The following is a 26,110-nucleotide window of genomic DNA, read 5'->3' on the forward strand; positions in this document are numbered from 1 at the left end:
ATTCGCGGATCCAGGGGGGTGTTATCCCCCTTTCGCTACGCTAATCGATATGTTGAATGAGACATGGAAAGGCATGGAGTGGGTAATGAAATCATTTCGACAGGTGGCCACCGGCGGCTCGGCCGTCTCTTTGGTGAAATTCAAATCGCCGCTAATTCCTGCCCCTCGTTGGACGTTCAGCTTGCTGCTTGGCATCGCCGTACACCTGTTGGCGGCCCTGATGTTGATCGGCTGGGTGCATCACGTCACGCCACAAGGCATGTTGCCGCCGGCCGTGATTATGGATCTGGCGATGTATCAGCAGATGGCGACCCCTGCCGCCGATGTTCCCCCCGGGCCGGAGCAAAACATGGCGGCTCCGGAAAGGGTTAAACAACCCGAAAAAAAATCCGAAGACTTGCCCAAGTTGACGCGCTCGCCACAGGGAACGCAGGCTATTCGTACCGAATTGCAGGTCAAGAAAGCCAAGCCGACGCCTGAGCTGAACGACCTTCCCTTGCCGGTGGTGGCCCGCAACAGCGCCCCCACGACCAGCGCCCCTTTACCGGGACAGTCACAGAAAAATTCCGCGTCTTTCACCAGCCCTTCGGCCGCCGCTGTCAGCGGGCAGGTCAACTGGAACAGCGACGTTCTGGCACACCTTGCGCGCTATAAACGCTACCCCCGGGAAGCTTTGCGCTATCGTTTGCAAGGCGTGAGCCACGTTCGCTTTAAGGTCACGTCCGCGGGAAATGTCATTGCGGCGGAACTGCTGTCCAGCTCCGGTGAGCGAATACTGGATCGGGAAGCTATGCGGCTGATCGCCCGGGCACAACCTCTGCCACCGCCGCCAGCAGAATTGCTGCGTAACGGCGTCGTCGAGCTGATTGCGCCTATTGCCTACGACGTCAAAAACTGACCCGGCAAACCTTACTGCACCCTGTGTGACTCAAGGCAGTTGTTTCAACCCGTTCAATCCGGCAATCACCTTTTGCAGAGCCCGGTTGAGTGGTTTGTCCTGACGTAACGCGATAGCCAACGTACGCTCAAGCACCGGCGTCAGGGATCTCCCGCGTAAGTCGGTTAGCGCCATGCGGGGAATAATGCTGTACCCCAGCCCGGCGGCAACCATCTCTTTGATCGCCTCAATGCTGCCCAGCTCCATCACCGGCATCGGTTTCACCCCGGCACTCAGGAACCAGCTGTCAATCAGCCTACGGGTGCTGCTACCGGCCTCGAAGGCGACCCAAGGCAGCGCGCCCAGCCCCTGCGGCGTGAATTCGACGGGCACGTTCGTGCCATCCGCAGGGAAAATAGCCACGAATTCATCTTGCAACAATGGGGTTAACTGCACATTGCGTCCGCTGGCCGGCAAGGTCACCAAAGCAATATCGAGCCGGTTTTCCTCCACCGCTTTCACCATGTTATCGGTGTTGCCGGTACGTACGCCGATGTTTAATCGTGGGTAATTCTGTTTCAGTTCACGCAGCAGCGACGGCAGCAGATGAATGCAGGCGGTAGCCCCGGTTCCGACGGTGATGACGCCGGCAATCTCTTGTGCATGATCGGCCATCGCACCCAGTGCATTGTCCACTGCCGTATTGATACGAGCGATGTGTTCAAGTAACACTTCACCGGCGGACGTGGGCCGCACGCGTTTGGCAACCCGCTCTAACAGCCGCACCTGCAGACGCTGTTCCAACTGGCGTATCTGCAGGCTAACGGCAGGCTGGGTCAGCCCCAGCAAATCTCCCGCCGCAGAAAAACTCCCTTGCCTGACCACCAGAGCAAAAGTGTTGAGCTGGTCTAAATTGACTTTTTCCACCGTGAGACGCCTTCTAAACCCCGAATGTTGCCGAATAATAAGCGAAACGCCTATCCCAAAAATATCAAAAGCTCAGCGAATTAACGTATTCGCCCTGGACGGCAAGAGCTGCTATTTATTTAACCAGACACGGGAGGAGTTAACGATGGCACGCTACGTGTGGAATGACCGACTGAAGCAGAGCATCCGTTTCAGTTACTGGAATGAGCTGTGCGTTACCGACGATAAAGGGGCCTTGGCCCCTCAACCTGCTGATAAACATGCCCGACAGGCTTCGAACTTATATGCCCTATCGGACGCAGCATCCAGCTCACCTGCCCTTTAACAAACCAGGAGACCTTTGCGGCCCCTGGCTCGATGCTAAGTAGGCTATTTCTCCGCCGTTTGAGCGCGCAAGCGGCTGACCTGCGCTTGCAGCTCGGGCCACGGCGCTTTCCCCGCATAACTTTGTCGCAGATAGTTAAGCAATTCGGCAATCTGGCGGTCGTTCAGATTATGGCGAAATGCCGGCATATAGCCCAGGCTGCTATTGGCCGGCCGCTGAATACCGTCCAGCACCACCCGAATGGCATTGTCCGGCTTATCGGCATACAGGTTGGTGTTCAACGCCAGCGAAGGTCGAACGCCGATCATCTGAGCGCCCTTTTCCTGAGCATGGCATGCCATGCAGGCACCGGAGAAAATACGTGCGCCCTCCGTGGTTAACGGCTCGGTGCGTGACTCGGCCCATTGATTCAAGCGTTTGGCCTCCGTCACCTTGGGCTCGGTCGGATGAAAAGTGCGCAGATAGGTGGCTATGGCCTGCAAGTCTTGCTCTGGCAAGCGCGAAAGCCCCTCTTCAATCACCGGCGCCATCGGCCCGGCTGCCACGCCGTGATCCGCCGAATAGCCCGTGCGCATAAAGCTGAGCAAATCCTCGCGTTTCCACTCCAGCGGAGCCAAGGAGCTGCCGGTTAGCGACGGGGCCGTCCAGTCTTCCGCCACGCCGCCGGTCAGGTGCTCGGAGCCGCCTTTCTCGCCAAACATCAGGTTGCGCGGCGAGTGACAGGCGCTGCAGTGGCCAAGGCCTTCGGTCAGATAGGCCCCGCGATTCCATTCGGCGCTTTGTGTCGGGTCGGCTTTCATCGCACCAGGCGTCAGGAACAGCCAGTTCCAGGTGACGATGCCCTGGCGAATGTTAAACGGAAAACTCAACTCGGTGGCCGGCGGCTGATATTTCACGGCCGGTTGCGACATCAGGTAGGCGTACAATGCCTGCAGATCTTCATCGCTGGTGCGGGTAAACGCCGTGTAGGGAAAGGCCGGGTAGAGATAGTGCCCTTCACGGTCAACCCCATGGCGCATCGCTCGCTCAAAAGCGGCATACGACCATTGGCCAATGCCGGTTTCGTTATCCGGCGTAATGTTGGTGCTGTAAATGGTGCCGAACGGAATTTCCATCGCCAAGCCGCCGGTATTGCGCTCGCCGCCGGGCCGGGTATGGCACACCGCGCAGTCGCCGAGATCGGCCAGCACTTTCCCTTTGGCTATCTGTTGCTGACTGAAAACGTGATGATCATTTTCCTCCAGCGGCGCGATTTCCGGTTGCCAACTGGCTATCGCCCCAATGACCACGGCGGCAACCACCGTCAGACTGCCCCATCCGGCAACTTTTTTTATGCTGATCATAGTGATTTATCCCCTTTTGCGTTGCCGGAAGCCTGCTGTTTTAACGCCTTCACCACCCGCTCCGGGGTGAAAGGCACTTCCCGCATACGCACGCCCAGCGCATCGAACAACGCATTGGCGATCGCCGCCGCGCTCGGCACAGAGGCAGATTCTCCCGCCCCCATCGAGGGTTCATCCGGATAGTCCAGCAGTTGAATATCAACCTGCGGCAACTCGTCAAACCGCAGGATCGGATAACCGCCCCAATCCAGTGACGTCACGGCCGCGGCGTCAAAGATGACGAACTCTTTCAGCACCCGGCTGGCGGACTGAACGATATTGCCGTGCACCTGGTGACGAACCCCGGCCGGGTTGATGATGCGGCCGCAGTCGTGGGCAACGAAAATTTTATCCAGCTTGATCTGACCGCTGTGGCGATTAACGCTGAGATCGCACACCCAGGCCGCCCAGGCGGCACCAAATCCGGGGAATTTACTGTGGAAATAACGCGCATAGGCAAAGCCGCGCCCTGTCACCCATTCAGGATCGCCGGATACCGGGCTGCGGTGAGCCGGGCCATCCTGCCAATTGGCCTGCTTTTTCAACGCTTGAATCAGCGCCACGGCACGCGGGTCTTTCAGATATTGCAGGCGGAATGCGATCGGATCCTGCCCGGCTCGCCACGCCAGTTCATCAATCCATGATTCGTGGGCGAACACATTGGGTAACGCCGAGACCCCACGCATCCACGAAGCCCGTACTATCGGCGCCGCGTCCTGGCACACCACCCGCATGTTGGGATATTCATATTGTGGAATGGCGGTTCTGTCGCCCATCTGCTGGACGTCTGCCCGATTGGGCACTTTACCGGTCAGCACCAGTGACAGTGTCACTGCGTTGTTGGAAGGATAGCTGGTTTTCAGTTCGTAAGCCGCCACCTGATTGTGTTGGTCCAACCCGCCACGGACTCGCATCAGTTGCCCGGTGCCCTTGGGCTCCCAGCCAGCCTCTTGTTCACGCATCAACTGTACCCTGACCGGCTTGCCGGTGGCCTGCGATAACAGCACAGCGTCAGCAGAGACGTCATCGGCGCAGTTGCGACCATAGCAGCCGGAGGCTTCCATACGATTGATATGAACCTGCTCTGGCCGCCAGTCGAGCAAATGAGCGATGTCCTTACGCAAATCGTGAGGATTCTGCGTGCCTGACCAGACTTCGGCGTGATCGCGACCGACGTCGGCCACCGCACAGGACGGACCAATTGACGCGTGTTGATGATAAGGCCAGACGTAATCAGCATTGACCTCGGTATGCAACGACGCCAAAGCGGCATCTACCCCGGTATCATCACGCAGCACGCGATCGGTCTTGGGGTTTTCCACCAGGGCCTGATGCAATCCTGTGAGCGAAAGATCGTGTAAACCGGACCAGGGGCGCCAGACAGTCTTCAGTTGTCGCATCGCGGCAATCGCCTGCTCTTCACGTTCGGCGACGATGCCGATGAAGTCGTTAATCACCACCAGTTTTACGATGCCGGGCAGATGGGCGATGGAGTCAGAGTCTACCGACAGCAGGCCGCTGCCCAAGGGGGCGCTGCTGTCGGCGCCGATATACGGCGGACGCACCACTCTGCCATGCAGCATGCCCGGCAGGCGGAAGTCATGCACATAGGTCAGTTGGCCGGTCACCTTGGCCGGGATATCCACGCGCGGCACCGCCTTGCCCACATAACGACTTTCCGCCACGCTCTTCAGCCTGATGGTTTTATCCAGTGCCACCTGTAAATTCTGCCCGTGGGCCAGGTCACCATAGCTCAGGCTGACGTTGGGTTTATCTATCGCAAATACCCGGCCATTTTCAGCCTGCAGGCGTTCCACCGGTAACGCAAAGGCCTTAGCGGCCAGCGCCAGCAGCAATTGGCGCACCTGCGCGGCAGCCTGGCGCAGCGGTATCGAAGTCACCTGGATAGTGGCGCTGGCGATGGTAGGCCCCTGATCCGGGGTGCGCTGAGTGTCACCCAAAATCACCGTAACGTGCTCAAAAGGTACGCCGATTTCATCGGCAACAATCTGTGCCAATGCGGTGCGAATGCCGGTGCCGAGATCCACATGGCCGTTAAATGCGGTGACGCGGCCATCGGCGGTCAGGCCGATAAAGCTGTCCACGCGATCGAGCGGCAGATCGCCGACCGCCGCTGGCTCAGCGGCGAAAGCATTAAGTGAAACGGGCAGCAGGCTGCTGACCATCACCAGGCCACCGGCCTGCAACAGGCGACGGCGCGTGATTTCCAGGCGGCTCATGCCGGCCTCCTTTCCGCCAACAGCTGGCGGGCTTTGGCGGCTGCACGCAAGATTTCAATATGGGTGCCGCAGCGGCACAGGTTATAAGCCAGCTCATTTTTGATTTCTTGTTCATCTGCCTGAGGGTTGCGTTCAAACAGAGCCACCAGCGTCATGATCATGCCGTTGGTGCAATAACCACACTGCGCGGCCTGCTCATCAATAAAACCTTGTTGAACCGGATGCAGTTGCCCCGCCTCGCCAAGGCCTTCCAGCGTGGTAATGGATTTGTTGAGGGCACCGCTCAGCGGGAGGGAACAGGAGCGGGCGGCTACGCCGTCGATCAGTACCGTGCAAGCACCGCACTCCCCGAGGCCACAGCCGTATTTAGGGCCGTTAAGGCCCAGATCGTTGCGTAACACGTAGAGTAGCGGCGTTTCGGGTGAAATCGCGCCCAGTGCGACCATCCGGCCGTTTATTTTTATTTCCATGGTGAATGCATATCCTTAACCAAACGGATCTCTCCGTAATATCACTGTGATGAATAACTCACAGCATGCTAATTATAATCATTGAAATACTTGCTAATGTTAAGGGTATGTAGCGGCAATTGCTTTAACGAAAAGTGGGTATTTATTATCGATTGCCGATGACTGGTGAAAATAACGGCAGCTCAGGTCGCTGGTGGTGAACAAAAAACGAGCACACTTTCTTCCTGCGTGAAACCGCCGTCAGAAGCATTGATATATTTTATTTCGGTGAATTAAGCGTTATTAAGCAGGAGATATATCTTGAAGCTTTATTTTATTCGGTAATCTTTTTTATTTCCACAGGCTAATATGAGGTCCGAGTTTATTATATTCCCTCCAGGCCGACAGCGCCGTGGCGCGCGGCACTCCCCCTCTGCCACGCCGCTTGGGCTGCGGCATTCCCTTTAGCTAATTAATCGCTAAGCAAGGGACTATTTATAATAAGCCGCCGCTTTACACCCTCGCGCGCAAATTATTATTATCATTACGTTCCCGCCGCAGAACCGACTTGAATTTTAATTATATTTTATTGCGCTACGCACAGAGCGGCGCGCTCTTTACTGCTGCCTACCGTATTGAGGACATCGTTATGGTTGTTTCTGTTTCGCCTGCACCGGATGCACCCACCGCCCCCCCAGCCGATGGGCCGGCTCGTTACCTCACTGACGATCGTCAGGCGCTGGATGCGGCGCGTCAGGTGGCCAACGCCGCAGCTCCCCGTGCCATGCTGCGTGACCGCCATCGGCAGTATCCTCTGGAAGAGCTGGCGCTGTTTAGCCAGTCCGGCCTGGGCGGCATTTCGATTCCGCGTCAATACGGCGGGCCAGGGCTATCCTTCGCCACGGTGGCAGAGGTCTTTCGCCTGATTTCCGCCGTCGATCCGGCACTGGGCCAGATCCCGCAAAACCACTTTGGTCTGATCCAACTGCTGCGCGATGCGGCCAGCGAAGCTCAGCAACGGCGTATTTTCAGCGAAGTGCTGGCCGGCCGACGCATCGGTAACGGTGGCCCGGAAAAAAACAGCAAACACACGCTGGACATGCATACCCGCCTGCAGCAAACGCCTGATGGCCTGCGTCTCAATGGGGACAAGTTTTACTCTACCGGCGCGCTGTTCGCACAAATCGTCGCCGTCAAAGCCCTCGACGATCGGCAGCAGCCGGTACTGGCCCTGCTGCCAGGGCCCACGGTCGGCCTGGAGATTGTCGACGATTGGTCAGGTATGGGCCAACGCACCACGGCCAGCGGCACCCTGCGGTTGCGTAACGTGGCGGTTGACCCGATCAACGTCATCCCGCTGCTGCCGCTGGCAGAAAAACCCACCATTCAAGGCGCGGTTTCTCAACTGATCCAGGCGGCTATCGATGCCGGTATTGCCCAAGGCGCTCTGGATGAGGCCACGCAGTTTATTCGCGAGCGCTCTCGCCCTTGGGTCGATGCAGGCGTCGAACGTAACGCCGACGATCCCTACATTCTGGCCGACGTCGGTCGAGTTAGCGTCGAGCTGTGCGCGGCAAATGCCCTGTTGAGAAAGGCGGCACTCACGCTGGATGAAGTCGATCGCCACCCGATCACGGCCGAAAGCGCCGCGGCCGCGTCGATTGCGGTGGCCGAGGCCAAGGTACTGACCACCGAGGTCGCGCTGTTGGCCAGCGAAAAACTGCTCGAGTGGAGCGGCAGCCGCGCCACATTGGCAGAACATGGCCTCGACCGTCACTGGCGCAACGCCCGCACTCACACCCTGCACGACCCGGTACGCTGGAAATACCACGCCATCGGCGATTACTACCTCAACGGCCGTTTTCCCGCGCGCCATTCGTGGATTTAAAGGAACCGAACATGACAAGCCAGACAGTCCCTCAACGTACCGCGCAGAGTATTACCGATGCCGGACAGGCGCTGGAGACCGCCCATCGGCTGGCGACAGAATTCAGTCCCGGTGCCGCCGAACGTGACAGCCAACGACGGCTGCCGGTTACCGAACTGGCCGAATTGTTCGCCTCCGGGCTTGGCGGGATCACCGTCCCGCGTGAATTTGGCGGCCCGGCGCTGTCAAATCGCGTTCTGGCGCAGGTCATCGTCATTCTCAGCCAGGCCGATGCCTCGATCGGTCAGGTGCCGCAAAATCACTATTACGCACTGGAAGTGCTGCGGGTCAACGGTTCAAAGCGTCAGCAGCAACGTTTGTATCAGGAAGCGCTGGCCGGGGTGCATTTTGGCAATGCGCTGGCGGAATTCACCAGCAAAGCCGCTCACCAGCGGAGTACCGCGCTATCCCGGCATCAGGGGCAATGGCACCTGAACGGCCAAAAATTTTACGCCACCGGCGCACTCTATGCCGGCCGCATCCCAACCGCCGCGCTGGGTGAGGACGGTAAAGAGCAATTGGTGTTTTTACCGCGCAATACGCCGGGTTTGACCATTACTGACGACTGGTCGGGCTTTGGCCAACGCACCACCGGCAGCGGCAGCGTGGCGTTAAACCATTGCCCGGTCGATGAAGAGGATATCGTGCCTTTCCAGACTGCGTTTGAACGGCCCACGCCGGTGGGCCCGCTGGCGCAGATTATGCACGCCGCCATCGATCAGGGCATTGCCAAAGCGGCCTGGCAAGACATGTTGCAGTTTGTCCGTACTCGTTCCCGTCCGTGGATTGATTCTGGGGTCGAACAGGCCAGCGATGACCCGCTAACGCTGGATCGCATAGGCAAAATCTCCGCTCGAATTCAGGCCGGCGACGCCTTGCTGGAAGTGGCGGGCGAAGCGGTCGACGCCGCACAGCGCCACAGCGATGCACAGTCGGTGGCGGAAGCCTCGATTGAAGTTGCCAGAGCGCGCGCCTGGACCACCGAAGTCTCGCTGGCCGCCGGCAATCTGCTGTTTGAGTTGGCCGGTAGCCGCGCCACTGTGCAGGAATACAACCTTGACCGCCACTGGCGCAATGCCCGCACTCATACCCTGCACGATCCGGTGCGCTGGAAATACCCGGCAATCGGCAATTACGTTTTAAACGGGGTGTTGCCACCGCGTCGGGGGACCTTGTAATGAGCGCTATTGCCAAAGAAGTTCTGCTGAACGCCTTCAACATGAACTGCGTCGGCCATATTCATCACGGCATGTGGACTCATCCACAGGATCGTTCCACCGAATTCAACCAACTGGGCTACTGGACCGAATTGGCGCAGCTGCTGGAGCGAGGCCTGTTCGACGGACTGTTTATCGCCGATATTCTCGGCGTTTATGATGTTTACCAGCAGAATATTGCCCTGACCGCCCGCGAGTCGATACAGCTGCCGGTCAACGACCCGCTGCTGCTGGTGTCGGCCATGGCGGCGGTCACTCACCATCTGGGGTTCGGCATCACCGCCAACCTCAGCTATGAAGCCCCCTATCCCTTTGCCCGACGGCTGTCGACGCTGGATCATCTGACCCAGGGACGTATCGGTTGGAATATCGTGACCGGTTATCTCGACAGCGCCGCCCGCGCCATGGGGCTGAACGAACAGGTACATCACGATCGCCGCTACGACCAGGCCGATGAGTTTCTCGACGTGGCCTATCAGCTGTGGGAAGGCAGTTGGGAAGACGGGGCCGTATTGGCTGACCGACAACGGCGAATCTACGCCGATGCGCAGAAGATCCATAAGGTGATCCATCGGGGAGAATTCTATCAGGTGGAAGGTTATCACCTGTCGTCGCCTTCACCACAGCGTACCCCACTGCTGTTCCAGGCGGGCAGTTCGTCACGTGGCATCCAATTCGCCGCTCGCCATGCGGAATGCACCTTCGTGAATCACGCTACGCCGGCGGTGATGAAAGCCCAGGTGGACAAGTTGCGCTACGCCGCCGTAGCCGCCGGACGCCAGCGTCAGGATTTGAAAGTCTTTATGGGGGTCGGCGTTATCGTCGCCCCCACGGCCGCGGAAGCTCAGGACAAATATCGCGAATATCTGCGCTATGCCAGTCCGGAAGCCGGCCTGGCGCATTTCTCCAGTTCTACCGGCATCGACCTCTCGCGTTTCGGGCTCGACGATCCGATCCAGACCGGGCCGACCCAGGCCATTCAATCCGTGACCCAAACCTACCGCGGCTGGACCCGGCGCCAACTGCTGGAACAGCACGCTATGGGCGGCCGCTACCCACTGGTGGTGGGCGATCCCCAGCAGGTGGCCGATGCCTTGCTGCAGTGGATTGACCTGGCCGATATCGACGGTTTTAACCTGACGCGAATCGTTAACCCAGGCAGCTACCGCGATTTTATTGATTTGGTGGTGCCGGAATTGCAAGCGCGCGGGCGATACAAGACCGCCTACCGTGCCGGCAGCCTGCGGCAAAAACTGTTCCAACAACAAGACCGATTACCCCCAAGTCACCCGGCAGCCCGCTGGCGTCTGGATGCTCCATTAACGGTTTGAACCACTTACTTTTCTTTTAAAGGGACAACATCATGACCATAGCCAATCTGACACTAAAAATACTGTTCCCGGCGCTGCTGGCCTTCTCAGGCTCGGTGGCGGCGGCCAATGACTACAGTGGCGCCCTGAAGGTCGGCACCACCGCTGCCTTCGCGCCGCCGTTGGAAGTGGCGGCGGAAGAGGCTCGCAAACAAGGGCTGAAGGTGGACATTATCGAATTCAGCGACTGGACCGCTCCTAACGTCAGCCTGGAAAACGGCGATATCGACGTCAACCTGTTCCAGCACCTGCCTTTCCTGCATAACGCCAACAAAGAAGGCAATTTCCATCTGGTGGCCTATGCCCCTGCGATCATCAATAACGTAGGGCTGTATTCCAAGAAACATAAAAGCATTGCCGAACTGCCGGACGGCGCCAGCGTGGCGATTGCCAATGACGTGATTAACGGCGGGCGCGGTCTGTTGCTGTTACAAAAGGCCGGGCTGATTAAGCTCAAACCCGGTACCGGTATCCAGGCGACCCAGGCCGATATTGTCAGTAACCCCAAACACATCAAGATTATCGAGGTAGAAGCGGTGCAACTGGCGCGCACCCTGGAAGAAGTGGATCTGGCGCAGGGCTATCCCCACTACCTGCGGCTTTCCGGCACCGTCGATCCCAACAGCGCCCTGCTGTTTGACGGCCTGGAGAACCCAGAGTATGTGATCCAATTCGTGATCCGCGACGGTCATCAGGACGATCCGCGACTGCGCAAGTTTGTCGACGTGTATCAGCATTCCCCGGTGGTACGCGCGAAGCTGGACAGTTTCTACGGCAAACTGTATCAGCCAGGCTGGAGTCAATAAGTTATGTCCAGCCTGGTCCTGACTCCGCCGGAGGCCCTGGTTGCCGATGAGCCGGTTCGCCACCTGGATGATACTCATCTGCGCTTTACCCGGCTCAGCAAGCGTTATCCCGGCCAACTGACCGATGCGCTAAAGGAAATTAACCTCAGCATTCGCCGAGGGGAAATCTTCGGCATCATCGGCCGTAGCGGCGCGGGGAAATCCTCGTTGATCCGCACCATTAACCGATTGGAACGCCCCAGCGGCGGCAGCGTCGAGGTCGATGGCGTCGATATTGATCGTCTGAATGAAGATCAATTGGTGGCCTTCCGACGGCGTACCGGCATGATTTTTCAGCATTTCAACCTGTTGTCGGCCAAAACCGTTCGGCAGAATATCGAGCTGCCCCTGCGTGTGGCGGGCGTGCCCCCCGCAGAACGGCGCAGCCGAGTGGACGCGCTGCTGGAGCTGGTCGGGCTAGGTGACTACCCGGACGCCTATCCGGCACAGCTTTCCGGCGGGCAGAAACAGCGGGTCGGTATCGCCAGGGCACTGGTGCACAACCCTGAACTGTTGCTGTGCGACGAGGCCACCTCGGCACTCGATCCGGAAACCACCCGCGCCATTTTGGCCTTGCTGCAACGCATCAACCGAGAGTTCAACATCACCATCGTGCTGATCACCCACGAAATGGAGGTGATCCACGATATTTGCCACCGGGTCGCCGTGCTGGAGCGCGGCGAAATTATCGAGTACGGCCCCGTCTGGCAGGTGTACGGCAATCCGCAGCAGGAAACTACACGTATCTTGTTGACCCCGGCGCACGACAGCCTGCCCGAGATACTGGCCGGACGAATTACCGCTACGCCATCGGCGCCTGATTCGCCGTTGTTAATCCGATTGCGTTATCGCGGTCTGGGGGCTTCGCTGGAACTGAATCGGGTGCTGGCGGCTTTTCAGGGCAATGTGACACTGGTCGAAAGCGCCATTGAGCATATTCAGGGAAGGGCCATAGGGTACTTGCTGTTAAGCGTGACACCGTCACCGTTCGCATCCGCTATTCCACAAACGCTGGCCGACAGCGTGGAGGTACTGGGCTATGTCACTGCTGCTTGACCGGCTGTGGGCCGGATTTCTCGATACGCTGCTGATGGTGGGCGTTTCTTCCCTGCTGGCACTGGCGCTGGGGCTGCCGCTGGCGGTTGTGCTGGTGGTCAGCGAACGCGGTGGGCTCTATGAACAAGTCGGGGTTCAACGGGTACTCGGCTGGCTGGTGAATCTGTTTCGCTCGATCCCCTTCTTGATCCTGATGGTCGCCTTGATCCCGTTCACCCGCATGCTGGTCGGCACCTCTTACGGCGTCTGGGCAGCGGTAGTACCGCTGACGGTCGCCGCCATGCCGTTCTTTGCGCGCATCGCCGAAGTCAGTCTAAGGGAGGTGGATCACGGCCTGATTGAGGCGGCACAGGCCATGGGATGTCGTCGTGGGCACATCATCCGCCACGTACTGCTGCCGGAAGCGATGCCCGGCATCGTCAGCGGTTTCACCATTACTCTGGTCACCATGATCAACGCTTCGGCGATGGCCGGGGCTATCGGAGCCGGCGGTCTGGGTGATTTGGCTTACCGTTATGGTTACCAGCGTTTCGACACCCAGGTCATGCTCACCGTCATCGGGGTGCTGGTGGCTCTGGTCACCCTGTTGCAATTTTTTGGCGATCGGCTTTCGCGCCGATTAAACCACCGGCAATAACCCTTTTGTTAAATGGATATTGATGATGAATAAATTGAAAGCCTCTTTGATCGCCGCGTCGCTGCTGTTGGGCACTTGTGCTCTGTCGAGCGCGGCGGCACAGGAAACACCACAGCAAATCACCATTGGCTATCAGAAAGCCAATATCTTTGCCCTGTTAAAATACCGTGGCTCGCTGGAGAAGGCCCTGGCACCTCAAGGCATCAAGCTGCGTTGGATTGAATTCCCCGCCGGGCCGCAGATGCTGGAGGGACTGAACGTGGGCAGCATTGACCTGGCGGCGACTGGCGATGCACCGCCGGCCTTCGCTCAGGCGGCCAAGGCGGATCTGATCTATCTGGGGCATTCGCCGGCCAGCCCGAAAACCGAAGCCATTGTGGTGCCTCAGGATTCGCCGATCAAAACCGTCGCCGACCTCAAAGGCAAACGGGTGGCGCTGAACAAAGGTTCCGACGTCAACTACCTGCTGGTCAGCGCGCTGGAACAGGCCGGATTAAGCTATAAGGACGTTACCCCGGTGTATCTGCCGCCCAGCGACGCTCGCGCCGCCTTCCAGCGTGGCAGCGTCGACGCCTGGGTGATTTGGGATCCTTATTACGCCGAAGTGCAAAGCCATGCCAACGCTCGCCTGCTTAAAGACGCCGAAGGCCTGGTGCCGCATTACACCTTCTACCTTGCCAGCCGTCACTTTGCCGAAACCTACCCTGACAGCGCCAAGCTGGTGCTCGGCCAGTTGGGAGAACTTAGCACCTGGGCCAACGAGCATCAGGATGAAGCGGCGAAAATCTTGTCGCAGAGTACCGGATTGGATCAGGCTATCTGGGCCAAAGCACTCGCCCGCATGCCGTTTGGCAGCCAGCGCATGACCCCGGAGGTGTTCGCGCAACAGCAGCAACTGGCGGATAAGTTTACCGCCATCGGTCTCCTCCCGGTCAAGGTGGATGTCGGCAGCGCACGCTGGTCAGAAGATAAGTAAGTGACTGATTATTTATCTATTAATTCGACTAGCAAAGTCATATTCGGCATTTAACCGCCGGGGAGATTTAGATTATGATTCTTGCCTGTCTCTGAGGTTTGTTTCAGGGCCTGTCTACCGGAATTTTTTGTCCTTGTTTTGTTCGTCGTGAACGCTTGGCCGCACCTCTGTGCGGCTTTTTATTTTTTTGGGTACTGGCCTGCTGACGGCATAAAAAAACCGGCACCGATTGCTCCGTGCCGGTTGTGCCTCATCGCGCCGGGGCTAACGCCCTTTTGCCAGCTTATGCAAGGTGGCGGCCAACAAATCCACTTCCTCGTGGGTGTTGTAAAATGCCAATGACGGCCGCACCGTAGTTTCTACGCCGAAGCGTCGCAAGATCGGTTGAGCGCAATGATGACCGGATCGCACCGCGATGCCCTCACGGTTAAGCGCATTCCCCACCTCTTCGGTGCGATAACCACTCAAAACGAATGACAGCACGCTGGCCTTATTGGCCGCAGTGCCAATCAGTCGCAGGCCGGGAATGCGGATCAACTGCTCGGTGGCATACTCCAGCAGCTCATGCTCGTAGCGGTTGATGTTATCCAGCCCCAGGCGTTCGACATAGTCCACCGCCGCCCCCAATCCTACCGCATCGGCAATGTTACCGGTGCCGGCTTCGAATCTGGCCGGTGCCGGTTGGTACAGCGTTTTTTCAAAAGTGACGTCGGCAATCATGTTGCCGCCCCCTTGCCACGGTGGCAAGGTTTCCAGCAGCTCAGCCTTGCCGTACACCGCACCAATGCCGGTAGGAGCAAACACCTTATGGCCGGAGAACACGTAAAAATCCGCGTCCAGCGCCTGCACGTTGACCTTCAGGTGAGAGACCGCCTGCGCACCATCGATCAAAACCCGGGCACCTGCCTGATGAGCCAGTGCAATCACCTGCTCCACTGGCGTAACCGTGCCCAAGGCATTGGAGACCTGAGTGATCGAAACCAAACGGGTGCGCGGTGACAATAGCTTGCGGTACTCGTCCAGCAGGATTTGCCCGCTGTCATCAACCGGGATCACCCGAATCTTGGCTCCCACGCTGGCCGCAAGCTGCTGCCAGGGCACAATGTTGGCGTGGTGCTCCAACTGAGAAACCACGATTTCATCTCCCTCGCCGATGTATTTACGACCAAAGGTATTGGCAATCAGGTTAATGGCCTCGGTTGCGCCACGGGTGAAGACGATTTCCGCCGGTGATTTGGCCCCCAGAAAACGGGCCACGCTGTTTCTGGCCCCCTCATAGGCATCCGTTGCTCTGGCGGCAAGCTCATGCGCCGCGCGGTGAATGTTTGAGTTTTCATGGGCGTAGAAATACGCCAGCCGATCGATAACCACCTGCGGCTTATGGGTGGTCGCCGCATTGTCCAGCCACACCAGGGGTTTACCCTTGACCCGTTCTGCCAGGATGGGAAAGTCCCGGCGTACGGCATGCACATCAAAGCGGCTGCCAGCCCCGAGCTGCGGTGCCCCTTCACGCCATTGGTGTCCCTGCTCGAGGAAATAATATTGCCCGCTGGCCGCATCTTGCGCGACGCCGCTGACCGGCGCTGAGTCTGGGGGAAACAATGCGCCAATAACCGCTTCCAGTTCGCCCTTTATCGCCCCGGCAAAGGGTTGATCGCTCAGGTGTTGCTGGCCGGTCAGCGCCTGACTTGCCAGCCCCGCCAGCCCGCTATCCGCAGAGTCCTGCCGCTGTTGAGTCGGGTTATCGCTGAGAAAATAGAACCCGGGCGTTGCTTCAGGAACCCGCGGCTGAGGCAGCGTTGGCGGTGCCAAAAAAGCCTGACGCTGTTGCCCCAGCTGACGGCCGGACGGCGCCTGTGCCTCCAGAGCGTCAGTAGCAAGCGCAGCCTCCAGAACTGGCGCAGCGGTCTGCGGTAATACCCTTGTTGCGCTTTCGCTGCCTGCGGCTTGTTGCAGCCCTGCGCCCAGTTCCTTTCCAGGCAGCGTGCTGAAGATCTGATTAGCCAGCGTGGCCAACGCGTTAACGTCAGGCAAACCGGCCGGCGGCGCGGCTTGGTGAGGCAGTGCGTTATTTGTAGCTGTCTGGATAGTCATGATATTTGCTCACATCAACATCGTCTAAAACGGCAACGGCATCTTCAGTCAGAACCGCCAATGAGCAGTAAAGCGAGATCAGGTAGGAAGCGATCGCATTGCGGTTAATGCCCATAAACCGCACCGACAACCCCGGGCTCTGCTCACCGGCGACGCCCGGCTGATACAGACCAATGACGCCCTGACGCTTTTCCCCGGTACGCAGCAGAATAATTTTGGTTTTACCCTCTTCGTCGATCGGCAGCTTATCCGAAGGGATCAGCGGCAAGCCGCGCCAGGTCAGGAACTGCGAGCCAAACAGGCTGACGGTTGGCGGCGGTACGCCACGGCGCGTGCACTCACGCCCAAAGGCCGCGATGGCTAATGGATGAGCCAGGAAGAAGCCGGGCTCTTTCCATACTTTGGTGATCAATTCATCCAGATCGTCCGGCGTCGGCGCCCCGGTCAGCGTAGAGATACGTTGGGCGTCATCAACGCTGGCCAATAAACCGTATTCAGGGTTATTGATCAGCTCGTTTTCCTGGCGTTCTTTAATGGTTTCAATCGTCAAACGCAGCTGCTCGCGGATCTGATCGTGCGGGCTGCTGTACAAATCCGACACCCGGGTGTGCACATCCAGAATGGTGGTTACGGCATTGAGGAAATATTCACGTGGCGCCTCTTCGTAATCCACATAGGTTTGCGGCAATAACCCCTCGTCACGCTGCGAGCAGGCCACCTGCACATTTAATGGATTTTTGACCTTGTTAAGGCGAAATATCCCCGCTTCGACCGGTGTCCACTGCAGCAAATGCACCAGCCAGCGTGGCGTGAGAATAGATAATTGCGGGACGGTCTTCGTGGCGTTAGCCAATTGCCGCGCGGCATTATCCCCTAATGCAAGCCGGGCATCATTTTGTTGAGACATGGTTGTTTCTCCTGAAAAAATAGGCTGGTGATAAATAATGATTAATTGCCGGTTAAATAGCGCGTTAAATAGATGTTGGGATTATTGATTTCGTTTCGCAGACCTCACTGCGAAATAATCAGGATTAATAAAATACGCCAAATTAAATTCCAGAGCCGAATTCATGACTGTCGCTCTGAATATTTGCCTGGCGAATATTACTGCCGGGTTTGACGCTGCGCGTCAGCCAGACATTACCGCCAATGGAAGACCCTTTCCCAATGGTGATCCTGCCCAACAACGTGGCGCCGGCGTAGATCACCACATCATCTTCAATAATCGGATGACGCGGCTGCCCTTTCTGCAGAATGCCGGACTCTTCGGTGACAAAGCGCTTGGCTCCCAACGTGACAGCCTGATAGATACGCACCCGTTTACCGATAATCGCAGTTTCTCCAATCACGACGCCGGTGCCGTGATCGATAAAAAAGCCGTCATCAATTTGCGCTCCGGGATGAATATCGATACCGGTTTCTCCGTGAGCCTTTTCGGCGATGATGCGTGCCAACAGGGGAACGCCTGCCCGATAGAAATAGTGAGCCAAACGGTGATGGATAATGGCGTTAACACCAGGGAAACACAGTAAAACCTCATCCACACTGCGTGCCGAGGGGTCTCCGTGATAGGCGGCCAGAATATCGCTGTCCAACCGGCGGCGAATGGCGGGCAGCACGGCGGCGAATTGACGCACCAATGTCACCGCCTGTGTATTCAGTGCATCCCCCGGTTCGCCGTCTTCGCCCTCGGAACGGCTAAAACCAAGCGCCAGCCGCACCTGAATCAATAGAGCATTCAGCACGGCATCCAATGCATGGCCGACGAAGTAATCTTCACTTTCATGGCGCAGATCGTCCGGGCCCAGGCGCATGGGAAATAATATCGCCCGCAGCGATTCGGCAATTTCGTTGACTGCGCTCTTCGATGGCAGCTCCTTTTGCCCGGAAACTGAGGCCTGGCCGCTATGTTCACGCCAGTGCAATCTCGCTGAACGCAACTCGTTGACGATATCGGCCAGTTGCCAGTTGGTATTTTCTTTTAACGGTAAAAAGCGAGTCATAATTCCCTCTGTTTATCTGATAACACCCCATGACCCACCAAGGACAAGCGCCGTTAATACGTTTTAAACCAGGGCAGATGCCGCACAGCTTCAAAGCCACCCTGCACACCGTAAACCTGTGTATAACCGGCTTTCTGGGCGGCTAACACCGCGTCCGCAGAACGTTTACCGGTTTGGCACAGCAGGAGCAGCGGGCGCTGCTTGTCGACAACCTTGCTTAATTCAAGGAAAAAACGCGGATTGCGGATTTTGTTCGAACCGGTCAGCCAGGGAACCAAAGAGGATTGTTCAACATAGCCAAATGTCTTTCGCTCTTCCGGACTGCGGATATCCACCAAGACGGCTGACCCGCTGTTGAACAGTTGCCAACTGGCCTCCGGTGTCAAGTCACGCTCAAATACGTCAGCATTTTGCGTGCCGGGGTTATTCGCATTCGCGTTGGGATTGTTTATAAACGTCTGCGTCGATGTGTAATGTGGCGATATGGACATATTCACCTCCGGTATATTCTCTATTTTTCAGTAAGGTTGTTTTCCTTCATTAACCTCAATCTATTACCCTTTCTCAGTGACAATAAATAACTTTTCATTAGGGCTTATAGTAAAAGCGTCTAGTTCGCCTTAGCTAAATTAACGCTAATAAAAACTGTTTTTTCACTTATCCCTTTGCCTTTAATCTGGTCATGTTACAGCGCGCTGTTACCCATTTTCACCCGTTGATCACATTACGGGTAACACAGTTTGTTAACACTCTTCAGCGTGATATCTGTCGCAAAACCGCCTGCCGAAAACCGCTTTTATAGCATTAACCCAGCAACGCTAATTTTGACAGGTGAAACCATGACCAACTCTGCTCCCGATAAAGTGCTGTTAATTGCCCCAGTGATGGAAAACCTGTTGGCCCGTCTCGAAGCTAATTATGCGGTACACCGGCTGTATGAGCAGGCTGACCCAGCCGCTTTTCTGGCTGAAAAAGGCGACGATTTCCGTGCGCTAGTCACCCGTGGCGATATCGGCGTAACCACACCGGTGCTCGAACAATTACCCAACCTCGGGCTGATTGCGGTGTTTGGCGTAGGTACTGACGCGATTGATCTGAATTACACCCGTAAACACGGCATTGCCGTCACCATTACCTCGGGCGCCTTGACGGAAGACGTGGCGGATATGGCTCTGGGATTGTTGCTGGCTACCGCTCGTCAGCTGTGTCACAACGATCGTTTTGTGCGTGAAGGTCGCTGGCTGAAGGAAGCGCCTGGCCTGTCGGTGCAGGTCAGCGGCAAACGGCTGGGTATTTTCGGCATGGGCAATATCGGTCGCGCCATCGCCCAACGCGCCGCCGGTTTCAATATGCGCATCCAATACGCCAGCCGCACGCAGGACAGTTCGCTGCCCTATCGCTATTTCCCGGACCTGCTGGCATTAGCGCGGGAAAGCGACTTCTTTATCATTGCCATTTCCGGCGGTAAAGACAGCGCCGGCCTGGTGGACAAGGCGGTGTTCGACGCCCTGCCGCCGCATGCCCTGGTGATTAACATTGCTCGCGGCAGCATCGTTAACCAACCCGACCTGATTGCCGCCCTGCAAAGCGGCGCCATCGCCGGTGCCGGGCTGGACGTTTATGCTCACGAACCCGAGGTGCCTGCCGAACTGATCGCCATGGAAAACGTGGTGCTGCAACCGCATATCGCCAGCGCCACCCAGGAAACCCGGCAAAAGATGAGCGATATCGTGTTTAGCAACGTTGAAGCTTTCTTCAATCGGGCGCCGCTGCCCCACGCCATTGAATAATTAACGCGTTTTCTTTTCGATTTTATTACTGCCGAACCACAGAACCTCTTTAACGAGAGGTTCTCCCTGCGCCCTGTAAAGAGAGATCGCCATGGATAATAAAATACCCAACACCCGCTGGCTGCGGGTTATTGCCCCGATCCTGATCGCCTGCATTATTTCCTTTATGGACCGGGTTAATATCAGTTTCGCACTGCCCGGCGGTATGGAAAGCGATCTGGGCATCACCAGCCAGATGGCCGGGCTGGCCAGCGGCATCTTCTTTATCGGCTACCTGTTTTTGCAGGTTCCCGGCGGGCGCATTGCGGTCAACGGCAGCGGCAAGCGTTTTATTGCCTGGTCGCTGTGCGCCTGGGCGGTAGTCTCGGTGGCGACCGGTTTTGTCACTAACCACTATCAACTGTTGGTATTGCGCTTCGTGTTGGGCATTTCCGAGGGCGGCATGTTACCGGTGGTGCTGACCATGATCAGCAACTGGTTCCCGGAAAAAGAACTGGGTCGCGCCAACGCCTTTGTCATGATGTTTGCCCCTTTGGGCGGTATGCTTACCGCACCGATTTCCGGCGCCATCATTAATCAGCTCGACTGGCGCTGGCTGTTTATCCTCGAAGGCCTGCTGTCGCTGGTGGTGTTGGCCGTTTGGTGGTTGCTGATCAGCGATCGTCCGCAGGAAGCACGCTGGTTGCCGGCCCGTGAGCGTGAGTATCTGATCGCCGAACTGACGCGTGAACGGCAAGCGCGCAGCAGCCTGCAGCCGGTCAGCAAGGCGCCGTTGAGAGACGTCTTTCGCAACAAAGGGCTGATGAAGCTGGTGCTGCTGAACTTTTTCTATCAAACCGGCGACTACGGCTACACCCTGTGGCTGCCCACCATTTTGAAGAACCTCACCGGCGGTAACATGGCCTCGGTCGGTTTCCTGGCGATTTTGCCGTTCGTCGCCACCCTGTTGGGGATCTACCTGATTTCGGTGCTGACCGACAAAACCGGCAAGCGCCGCCTGTGGGTGATGGTTTCTCTGTTCTGCTTCGCGGCGGCGCTGCTGGCTTCGGTGGTGCTGCGTCATAACGTAGTGGCGGCCTACATCGCGTTGGTGGTGTGCGGCTTCTTCCTCAAAGCCGCCACCAGCCCGTTCTGGTCAATGCCGGGGCGTATCGCCTCGGCAGAAGTCGCCGGCGGCGCGCGCGGTGTGATTAACGGACTCGGCAACCTGGGCGGCTTCTGCGGGCCTTATCTGGTAGGGGTGATGATCTACCTGTATGGTCAGAACGTGGCGGTATGCGCTCTGGCAGTCTCACTGATCATCGCCGGCATCATCGCCTGGCGCTTGCCGAAGGAATGTGACCTGACCGGCAGCGAACCGGCGCACGACAAGCTGCTGGACAACGCCAAACGGGCCTGAATAACAACGAAAACCACGAGCGGGCTACGGCAAAATTTGCTATGTTAGTCCGCTGATTAAGGTCTGTTGTTACTCGCTGGATTAGGTCTATGTTTACCCATAAAGCAATCGCCGAACTCAATGCGCTGGAATTGTTGGTCTATAACTACATCACCAAAAACAAGAACCCGGTGATGTATATGACCATCCGCGAACTGGCCGAGGCCGCCGGGGTATCCACCACTACCGTACTGCGCTTTTGCAAGAAAATGGGCTGCGACGGCTACTCCGAATTTCGCATCCGTTTTAAGCTGTATCTTGAGCAGACTGAAGCACCGCCGGTGGATTTCGGCACCAGCGAAATCATCAGCTTCTTTAAAAGCATTAACAATGACGAATTTAATCAACTGATAGACCAGGCGGTACAGCATATTGCCGCCGCTGAGCGCATTATTTTCGTCGGCGTCAGCACCTCCGGAGCATTGGGGAAATACGGTGCGCGTTTCTTTTCCAACGTCGGAAAATTCAGCACCCATATCGACGATCCTTATTACCCCATCAATAGCGACATGTATAAAAGCGCGGTCGCAATAATACTTTCGGTGTCTGGAGAGACCGAAGAAATTTTACGCCTCGCCAGCCAGTTCAGCCTGCACCACTGCAAAATCATCAGCATCACCAACAACGAGACCTCCTCGCTGGCGCGCATGGCGGACTTCAACCTCTCTTACCACGTTCCCCCGCAGTTGATCGCCGGACAACACAACATCACCACCCAAATCCCGGTCATTTACATTATCGAGACCATCGGCAAGCGGCTGGGGCATATTAATTACGCAAAATAAAACAGCCTGTTTTTTTAATGTGACACGTCACCTGAACGGTAATTTGTTATATCGTGACATTCCATTTCAGCTTGCTACTATATTCTCATTCCGGCAGTTCAGTGCTTTCTGATAATAATCCGATGAGAAACCTACGATGAAACAACAACAGTTACCGAAAGATTTTCTGTGGGGCGGTGCCGTAGCGGCGCACCAGGTTGAAGGCGGTTGGGATCAGGGCGGCAAAGGCCCAAGCATTGCCGACGTGTTGTCTGGCGGCTCTCACGGTGTGGATCGCGTTATGACCGACGGGGTGCAGGAAGGCTATCGTTACCCTAATCACGAAGCGGTGGACTTTTACGGCCGTTACAAGCAGGACGTGGCGTTATTCGCCGAAATGGGCTTTAAGTGCTTCCGCACCTCTATCGCCTGGACGCGTATCTTTCCGAATGGCGACGAGCAAGAGCCAAACGAAGCCGGCCTGCAGTTTTACGACGATTTGTTTGATGAGCTGCTGAAATACAATATCCAGCCGGTAATCACCCTGTCCCACTTTGAAATGCCTTATCACCTGGTGAAGGAATATGGCGGCTGGAAGAACCGACAGGTCGTCGATTTCTTCGTGCGCTTCAGCGAAGTGGTGCTGCGCCGTTATCAGCACAAAGTGAAATACTGGATGACCTTTAACGAGATCAACAACCAGAGTAACTACCAGTATCCGCTGTTTGGCTACTGCTGCTCCGGCGTGGTGTATACCCAGGAAGAGAACCCGGAACAGACGCTGTATCAGGTGTTGCACCATCAGTTTGTCGCCAGCGCCCTGGTAGTGAAACTCGGTCACCAGATTAACCCGGAATTCAAAATTGGCTGCATGCTGGCCTGCGTCCCCTTCTACCCGTACTCCTGCAAACCTGACGACGTCATGTACAGCGTCGAAGCCATGCACTCACGCTACCTGTACACCGACGTACAAGTGCGAGGCTACTATCCGTCGTACCTGCTGCGAGACTGGGAGCGCAAAGGGTTCCAGATTGAGATGCAACCGCAGGACGAGCAAACCCTGCGCGAAGGCTGCGCGGACTACATCGGTTTCAGCTACTACATGAGCAACGCTCTGCAGGCCGATGCGGTGAGCAGCGATAACGAGATGTTCAGTTTCCCCGGTAACGTGCCGAACCCGCATGTCAAAGCCTCCGACTGGGGCTGGCAAATTGACCCGGTCGGGCTGCGTTACTCGCTGAACGTGCTTTACGAACGTTACCAGAAACCGCTGTTTATCGTTGAGAACGGCTTCGGCGCATTCGACACGGTTGAGGCTGACGGTCAGATCAACGATGACTATCGCATCGACTATCTGCGTGCGCACATCGAGCAGATGAAAAAGGCGGTTATCGAAGACGGCGTGGACCTGATCGGTTACACCCCGTGGGGCTGCATCGACTGCGTGTCCTTCACCACCGGTGAATACGGCAAGCGTTACGGCTTTATCTACGTCGACAAACACGATGATGGCACCGGCACCCTCGAGCGCTCGCGCAAAAAGAGTTTCGACTGGTACCGCACCGTGATCGCCAGCAACGGCGAACAGCTTTAACCCCGGCGTTTTTCAGGAAAAACATGATGAGCCACGTCCCTGTGGCTCATTCTTAATCTGTCATGGTCAGAGCCATCACGAGTTAAAAGCCCCAAACATCTCTCTGAAATCTACTCCAACCGATCTTCATTTCCTTCATTTTCGAACTCCATTTTAATTTAAAATCAAACATCCATTTTTGACATTCTCACGTGGTTAATTAAAACAATAAAAACACCAATAAAAAAGGAAGAAATACACATTAAAAATAGAGTGGCCGCGCCTTCAAAACCATTTAGTGAATTTATGTATTTCACCGTGCAGATAACCGTAAACATTGTGAAGGAGTAATGTAACACCTCTCTTGCTTTGTTTTTCATGAACCACCTCACTTCACGTTAATTTTCATGACATTACAAACAACCACCACCACACAATAGAAATAAAATTAAATGATATCTCTGGAGATTTAAAATCGATCAACACCTCAGGAATGTCAACCACAAAATTTAATTTCCATGATTTATCCCCATGGAATACCGATTGCTTTTAATGCAGGTAATAATTCAAAAACATAAATAGAAAACCTCATTCAAAAACAGTTAATAAGATATTTAATTAATTTTCCCTAAGGGTATCTCAGCATTTTAAAATGAGGGCATGATGTACAAAAGATACACCATCATCACATAACCTCAGGTTAAGTAAAACACTGCAAATTTCACTTTATCGTAACACTCTGGCTTGCGAGACTCAGACGGGGGAATGAGCTTCACGCCCCTTCGCGCTGACACAACAATAAAACCGATCAGCCCTCTGCACCCTGCCTACGCCATGAGGATTTCCGCATGAGCCAGATTAACGAACTGTATCAACGTAACTACGATCTGCACCCGCCGGTGCTGGTGCCGGAATACAAAACCAGCGTGTTGCGTTCACCCAAAAACGCACTGATATCGCTGCAGAATTCACTGTCGGAGATCACCGGTCCGGTGTTCGGTCAGCATGAACTCGGCCGACTGGATAACGACCTGATCCTCAATTACGCCGCGCAAGGCTTGCCGATCGGTGAACGGATTATCGTGCACGGCTACGTGCGCGATGAAAATGGTCTGCCGATGCGCAATGCGCTGGTCGAAGTGTGGCAAGCCAACGCCGGTGGGCGTTATCGCCATAAGAAAGACCAGTATCTGGCGCCGATCGATCCCAACTTCGGTGGCTGCGGACGGGTGTTGACCGACGATAACGGCTATTACTTTTTCCGCACCATCAAACCCGGCCCCTATCCCTGGCGCAATCGGGTCAATGACTGGCGCCCGGCCCATATTCATTTCTCGCTGTCCGGCGACGCCTTCGCCCAACGCCTGATTACCCAGATGTACTTCGAGGGCGATCCGTTGATTGCCAGTTGCCCGATCGTCCGCGCCATCAAAAATGACGATGCGGTGCGCACCCTGATCGCCGGACTGGACAAAACCGCTTCGGTGCAACTGGACAGCCTGGCTTATCGTTTCGATCTGGTGTTGCGCGGCCACCGCGCCACCTTGTTTGAAAACCGCCTGCAGGGGAAAGCATAATGCCACTACAGTATCTGCCGGAAACGCCGTCACAAACCGCCGGGCCTTACGTGCATATCGGTCTTGCGCCGCTGGCGGCCGGTTTCGAGATTTTCGAAAACAACTTCGGTCACGTGTTGACCCAGCCGGAGACCCAGGGACAACGCATCACCCTGGAGGGCCGGGTATTCGACGGCAGCGGCACGCCGATCCGCGACGTGCTGCTGGAGATTTGGCAGGCCAACGCCCATGGTCGTTACAACCACCCAAGCGATCTGCAACAGCACAAACCGCTCGATGCCACGTTCCGTGGCTGGGGACGCAGCTGCTCTGATTTCGACACCGGGCTCTATCGTTTTGAAACCATCAAACCGGGCGCCGTTTGTGGCCGTGACGGGCGAATGATGGCACCGCACATCAACCTGTGGATCGTCGCACGCGGGATTAATCTTGGGTTACATACCCGGCTGTATTTTGCCGATGAGGCGGCGGCCAACCAGCAGGATCCGGTGCTGAACCTGATTGAGCTGGAAGTGCGGCGTAAAACGTTGATTGCGCAGCCGGAGCGTCGGGGCGAAGAGTCGGTGTACCATTTTGACATTGTGATCCAGGGCGAAGGCGAAACGGTGTTTTTCGATCTCTGATGCTCTGGGAGCGCGGCCGC

22 protein-coding genes are annotated in these 26,110 nt (G+C 56.5%); 14 read left to right on the top strand and 8 right to left on the bottom strand.

Annotated elements, in window-relative coordinates:
• The first annotated feature begins 85 nt into the window (after positions 1-85).
• Positions 86-898, top strand: coding sequence for an energy transducer TonB (locus tag H5P17_RS14705; RefSeq protein WP_255477925.1), 813 nt, complete (start codon positions 86-88; stop codon positions 896-898).
• Positions 899-928: 30 nt separating this feature from the next.
• On the opposite strand, the gene H5P17_RS14710 is transcribed toward H5P17_RS14705, so the two are convergent.
• The 4 genes from H5P17_RS14710 to H5P17_RS14725 form a co-directional block, all read right to left on the bottom strand.
• The gene (locus H5P17_RS14710) at positions 929-1,804 is read right to left on the bottom strand and encodes a LysR family transcriptional regulator (RefSeq protein WP_182823646.1); all 876 of its coding nucleotides are present in this window, start codon (positions 1,802-1,804) and stop codon (positions 929-931) included.
• 369 nt (positions 1,805-2,173) lie between these two features.
• Positions 2,174-3,472 (bottom strand): cytochrome c, encoded by a 1,299-nt coding sequence (locus H5P17_RS14715; protein WP_182823648.1) that lies wholly within the window; start codon positions 3,470-3,472, stop codon positions 2,174-2,176.
• On the bottom strand, positions 3,469-5,751 hold the full coding sequence (locus H5P17_RS14720; protein ID WP_182823650.1) for a molybdopterin cofactor-binding domain-containing protein: 2,283 nt from the start codon (positions 5,749-5,751) through the stop codon (positions 3,469-3,471). Before H5P17_RS14720 ends, H5P17_RS14715 begins: the two co-directional genes overlap by 4 nt.
• A complete protein-coding gene (locus H5P17_RS14725; RefSeq protein WP_182823652.1) occupies positions 5,748-6,221 on the bottom strand; it encodes a (2Fe-2S)-binding protein in 474 nt (157 codons plus the stop codon). The genes H5P17_RS14720 and H5P17_RS14725 overlap by 4 nt, the downstream gene beginning before the upstream one ends.
• Positions 6,222-6,849: 628 nt before the next feature.
• Between H5P17_RS14725 and H5P17_RS14730 the strand changes: the two genes are divergently transcribed.
• Genes H5P17_RS14730 through H5P17_RS14760 form a run of 7 tightly spaced genes read left to right on the top strand, consistent with a single transcriptional unit; the run spans position 6,850 to position 14,228 of the window.
• Positions 6,850-8,088, top strand: a complete 1,239-nt coding sequence (locus H5P17_RS14730; protein WP_182823654.1) for an SfnB family sulfur acquisition oxidoreductase — start codon at positions 6,850-6,852, stop codon at positions 8,086-8,088.
• Between the two features lie 11 nt (positions 8,089-8,099).
• Positions 8,100-9,305 carry an SfnB family sulfur acquisition oxidoreductase gene (locus tag H5P17_RS14735; RefSeq protein ID WP_182823656.1) on the top strand — a complete coding sequence of 402 codons (1,206 nt, stop codon included), beginning with the start codon at positions 8,100-8,102 and terminating at the stop codon, positions 9,303-9,305.
• Positions 9,305-10,675, top strand: coding sequence for an LLM class flavin-dependent oxidoreductase (locus H5P17_RS14740; RefSeq protein WP_182823658.1), 1,371 nt, complete (start codon positions 9,305-9,307; stop codon positions 10,673-10,675). The genes H5P17_RS14735 and H5P17_RS14740 overlap by 1 nt, the downstream gene beginning before the upstream one ends.
• A 32-nt stretch (positions 10,676-10,707) precedes the next feature.
• The gene (locus tag H5P17_RS14745; protein ID WP_044551276.1) at positions 10,708-11,520 is read left to right on the top strand and encodes a MetQ/NlpA family ABC transporter substrate-binding protein; all 813 of its coding nucleotides are present in this window, start codon (positions 10,708-10,710) and stop codon (positions 11,518-11,520) included.
• A 3-nt stretch (positions 11,521-11,523) separates the two neighbouring features.
• On the top strand, positions 11,524-12,615 hold the full coding sequence (locus tag H5P17_RS14750) for a methionine ABC transporter ATP-binding protein (protein WP_182823660.1): 1,092 nt from the start codon (positions 11,524-11,526) through the stop codon (positions 12,613-12,615).
• A complete protein-coding gene (locus H5P17_RS14755; RefSeq protein WP_182823662.1) occupies positions 12,599-13,252 on the top strand; it encodes a methionine ABC transporter permease in 654 nt (217 codons plus the stop codon). Before H5P17_RS14750 ends, H5P17_RS14755 begins: the two co-directional genes overlap by 17 nt.
• 25 nt (positions 13,253-13,277) lie before the next feature.
• The gene (locus H5P17_RS14760; RefSeq protein WP_182823744.1) at positions 13,278-14,228 is read left to right on the top strand and encodes a sulfonate ABC transporter substrate-binding protein; all 951 of its coding nucleotides are present in this window, start codon (positions 13,278-13,280) and stop codon (positions 14,226-14,228) included.
• A 264-nt stretch (positions 14,229-14,492) separates the two neighbouring features.
• Here H5P17_RS14760 and H5P17_RS14765 read toward each other — a convergent pair whose 3' ends face one another.
• The 4 genes from H5P17_RS14765 to H5P17_RS14780 form a co-directional block, all read right to left on the bottom strand.
• Complete coding sequence (locus H5P17_RS14765) at positions 14,493-16,322, bottom strand: family 2A encapsulin nanocompartment cargo protein cysteine desulfurase (RefSeq protein WP_182823663.1); 1,830 nt, start codon at positions 16,320-16,322, stop codon at positions 14,493-14,495.
• Positions 16,297-17,229 (bottom strand): family 2A encapsulin nanocompartment shell protein, encoded by a 933-nt coding sequence (locus tag H5P17_RS14770; protein WP_044551286.1) that lies wholly within the window; start codon positions 17,227-17,229, stop codon positions 16,297-16,299. The genes H5P17_RS14765 and H5P17_RS14770 overlap by 26 nt, the downstream gene beginning before the upstream one ends.
• A 142-nt stretch (positions 17,230-17,371) precedes the next feature.
• Positions 17,372-18,325, bottom strand: coding sequence for a serine O-acetyltransferase EpsC (gene epsC / locus H5P17_RS14775; protein WP_182823665.1), 954 nt, complete (start codon positions 18,323-18,325; stop codon positions 17,372-17,374).
• A 53-nt stretch (positions 18,326-18,378) separates the two neighbouring features.
• Positions 18,379-18,816 (bottom strand): rhodanese-like domain-containing protein, encoded by a 438-nt coding sequence (locus H5P17_RS14780; protein WP_182823667.1) that lies wholly within the window; start codon positions 18,814-18,816, stop codon positions 18,379-18,381.
• Between the two features lie 348 nt (positions 18,817-19,164).
• Between H5P17_RS14780 and H5P17_RS14785 the strand changes: the two genes are divergently transcribed.
• The 6 genes from H5P17_RS14785 (at position 19,165) to pcaG (ending at position 26,090) form a co-directional block, all read left to right on the top strand.
• The gene (locus H5P17_RS14785; protein ID WP_182823669.1) at positions 19,165-20,115 is read left to right on the top strand and encodes a 2-hydroxyacid dehydrogenase; all 951 of its coding nucleotides are present in this window, start codon (positions 19,165-19,167) and stop codon (positions 20,113-20,115) included.
• Positions 20,116-20,206: 91 nt separating this feature from the next.
• Positions 20,207-21,514, top strand: a complete 1,308-nt coding sequence (locus tag H5P17_RS14790; protein WP_182823671.1) for an MFS transporter — start codon at positions 20,207-20,209, stop codon at positions 21,512-21,514.
• A gap of 89 nt (positions 21,515-21,603) precedes the next feature.
• Positions 21,604-22,338, top strand: coding sequence for a MurR/RpiR family transcriptional regulator (locus H5P17_RS14795; protein WP_044551299.1), 735 nt, complete (start codon positions 21,604-21,606; stop codon positions 22,336-22,338).
• 136 nt (positions 22,339-22,474) lie between these two features.
• Complete coding sequence (locus H5P17_RS14800; RefSeq protein ID WP_182823673.1) at positions 22,475-23,911, top strand: 6-phospho-beta-glucosidase; 1,437 nt, start codon at positions 22,475-22,477, stop codon at positions 23,909-23,911.
• Positions 23,912-24,738: 827 nt separating this feature from the next.
• The gene (gene pcaH / locus H5P17_RS14805; protein ID WP_182823674.1) at positions 24,739-25,467 is read left to right on the top strand and encodes a protocatechuate 3,4-dioxygenase subunit beta; all 729 of its coding nucleotides are present in this window, start codon (positions 24,739-24,741) and stop codon (positions 25,465-25,467) included.
• Entirely contained in the window at positions 25,467-26,090 is a 624-nt protein-coding gene (gene pcaG, locus H5P17_RS14810) for a protocatechuate 3,4-dioxygenase subunit alpha (protein WP_182823676.1), read from the top strand. Before pcaH ends, pcaG begins: the two co-directional genes overlap by 1 nt.
• Positions 26,091-26,110 lie beyond the last annotated feature (20 nt).

The sequence above is a fragment of the Serratia sp. OS31 genome (genome assembly GCF_014164835.1).
Taxonomy (GTDB): domain Bacteria; phylum Pseudomonadota; class Gammaproteobacteria; order Enterobacterales; family Enterobacteriaceae; genus Serratia; species Serratia liquefaciens_A.

What these genes read in the sequence shown, in the direction of transcription:
- H5P17_RS14705 (WP_255477925.1), top strand. Translation starts at nt 86, where the DNA reads ATGAAATCATTTCGACAGGTGGCCACCGGCGGCTCGGCCGTCTCTTTG.
- H5P17_RS14715 (WP_182823648.1), bottom strand. Translation starts at nt 3,472, where the DNA reads ATGATCAGCATAAAAAAAGTTGCCGGATGGGGCAGTCTGACGGTGGTT.
- H5P17_RS14720 (WP_182823650.1), bottom strand. Translation starts at nt 5,751, where the DNA reads ATGAGCCGCCTGGAAATCACGCGCCGTCGCCTGTTGCAGGCCGGTGGC.
- H5P17_RS14725 (WP_182823652.1), bottom strand. Translation starts at nt 6,221, where the DNA reads ATGGAAATAAAAATAAACGGCCGGATGGTCGCACTGGGCGCGATTTCA.
- H5P17_RS14730 (WP_182823654.1), top strand. Translation starts at nt 6,850, where the DNA reads ATGGTTGTTTCTGTTTCGCCTGCACCGGATGCACCCACCGCCCCCCCA.
- H5P17_RS14735 (WP_182823656.1), top strand. Translation starts at nt 8,100, where the DNA reads ATGACAAGCCAGACAGTCCCTCAACGTACCGCGCAGAGTATTACCGAT.
- H5P17_RS14740 (WP_182823658.1), top strand. Translation starts at nt 9,305, where the DNA reads ATGAGCGCTATTGCCAAAGAAGTTCTGCTGAACGCCTTCAACATGAAC.
- H5P17_RS14745 (WP_044551276.1), top strand. Translation starts at nt 10,708, where the DNA reads ATGACCATAGCCAATCTGACACTAAAAATACTGTTCCCGGCGCTGCTG.
- H5P17_RS14750 (WP_182823660.1), top strand. Translation starts at nt 11,524, where the DNA reads ATGTCCAGCCTGGTCCTGACTCCGCCGGAGGCCCTGGTTGCCGATGAG.
- H5P17_RS14755 (WP_182823662.1), top strand. Translation starts at nt 12,599, where the DNA reads ATGTCACTGCTGCTTGACCGGCTGTGGGCCGGATTTCTCGATACGCTG.
- H5P17_RS14760 (WP_182823744.1), top strand. Translation starts at nt 13,278, where the DNA reads ATGAATAAATTGAAAGCCTCTTTGATCGCCGCGTCGCTGCTGTTGGGC.
- H5P17_RS14765 (WP_182823663.1), bottom strand. Translation starts at nt 16,322, where the DNA reads ATGACTATCCAGACAGCTACAAATAACGCACTGCCTCACCAAGCCGCG.
- H5P17_RS14770 (WP_044551286.1), bottom strand. Translation starts at nt 17,229, where the DNA reads ATGTCTCAACAAAATGATGCCCGGCTTGCATTAGGGGATAATGCCGCG.
- epsC (WP_182823665.1), bottom strand. Translation starts at nt 18,325, where the DNA reads ATGACTCGCTTTTTACCGTTAAAAGAAAATACCAACTGGCAACTGGCC.
- H5P17_RS14780 (WP_182823667.1), bottom strand. Translation starts at nt 18,816, where the DNA reads ATGTCCATATCGCCACATTACACATCGACGCAGACGTTTATAAACAAT.
- H5P17_RS14785 (WP_182823669.1), top strand. Translation starts at nt 19,165, where the DNA reads ATGACCAACTCTGCTCCCGATAAAGTGCTGTTAATTGCCCCAGTGATG.
- H5P17_RS14790 (WP_182823671.1), top strand. Translation starts at nt 20,207, where the DNA reads ATGGATAATAAAATACCCAACACCCGCTGGCTGCGGGTTATTGCCCCG.
- H5P17_RS14795 (WP_044551299.1), top strand. Translation starts at nt 21,604, where the DNA reads ATGTTTACCCATAAAGCAATCGCCGAACTCAATGCGCTGGAATTGTTG.
- H5P17_RS14800 (WP_182823673.1), top strand. Translation starts at nt 22,475, where the DNA reads ATGAAACAACAACAGTTACCGAAAGATTTTCTGTGGGGCGGTGCCGTA.
- pcaH (WP_182823674.1), top strand. Translation starts at nt 24,739, where the DNA reads ATGAGCCAGATTAACGAACTGTATCAACGTAACTACGATCTGCACCCG.
- pcaG (WP_182823676.1), top strand. Translation starts at nt 25,467, where the DNA reads ATGCCACTACAGTATCTGCCGGAAACGCCGTCACAAACCGCCGGGCCT.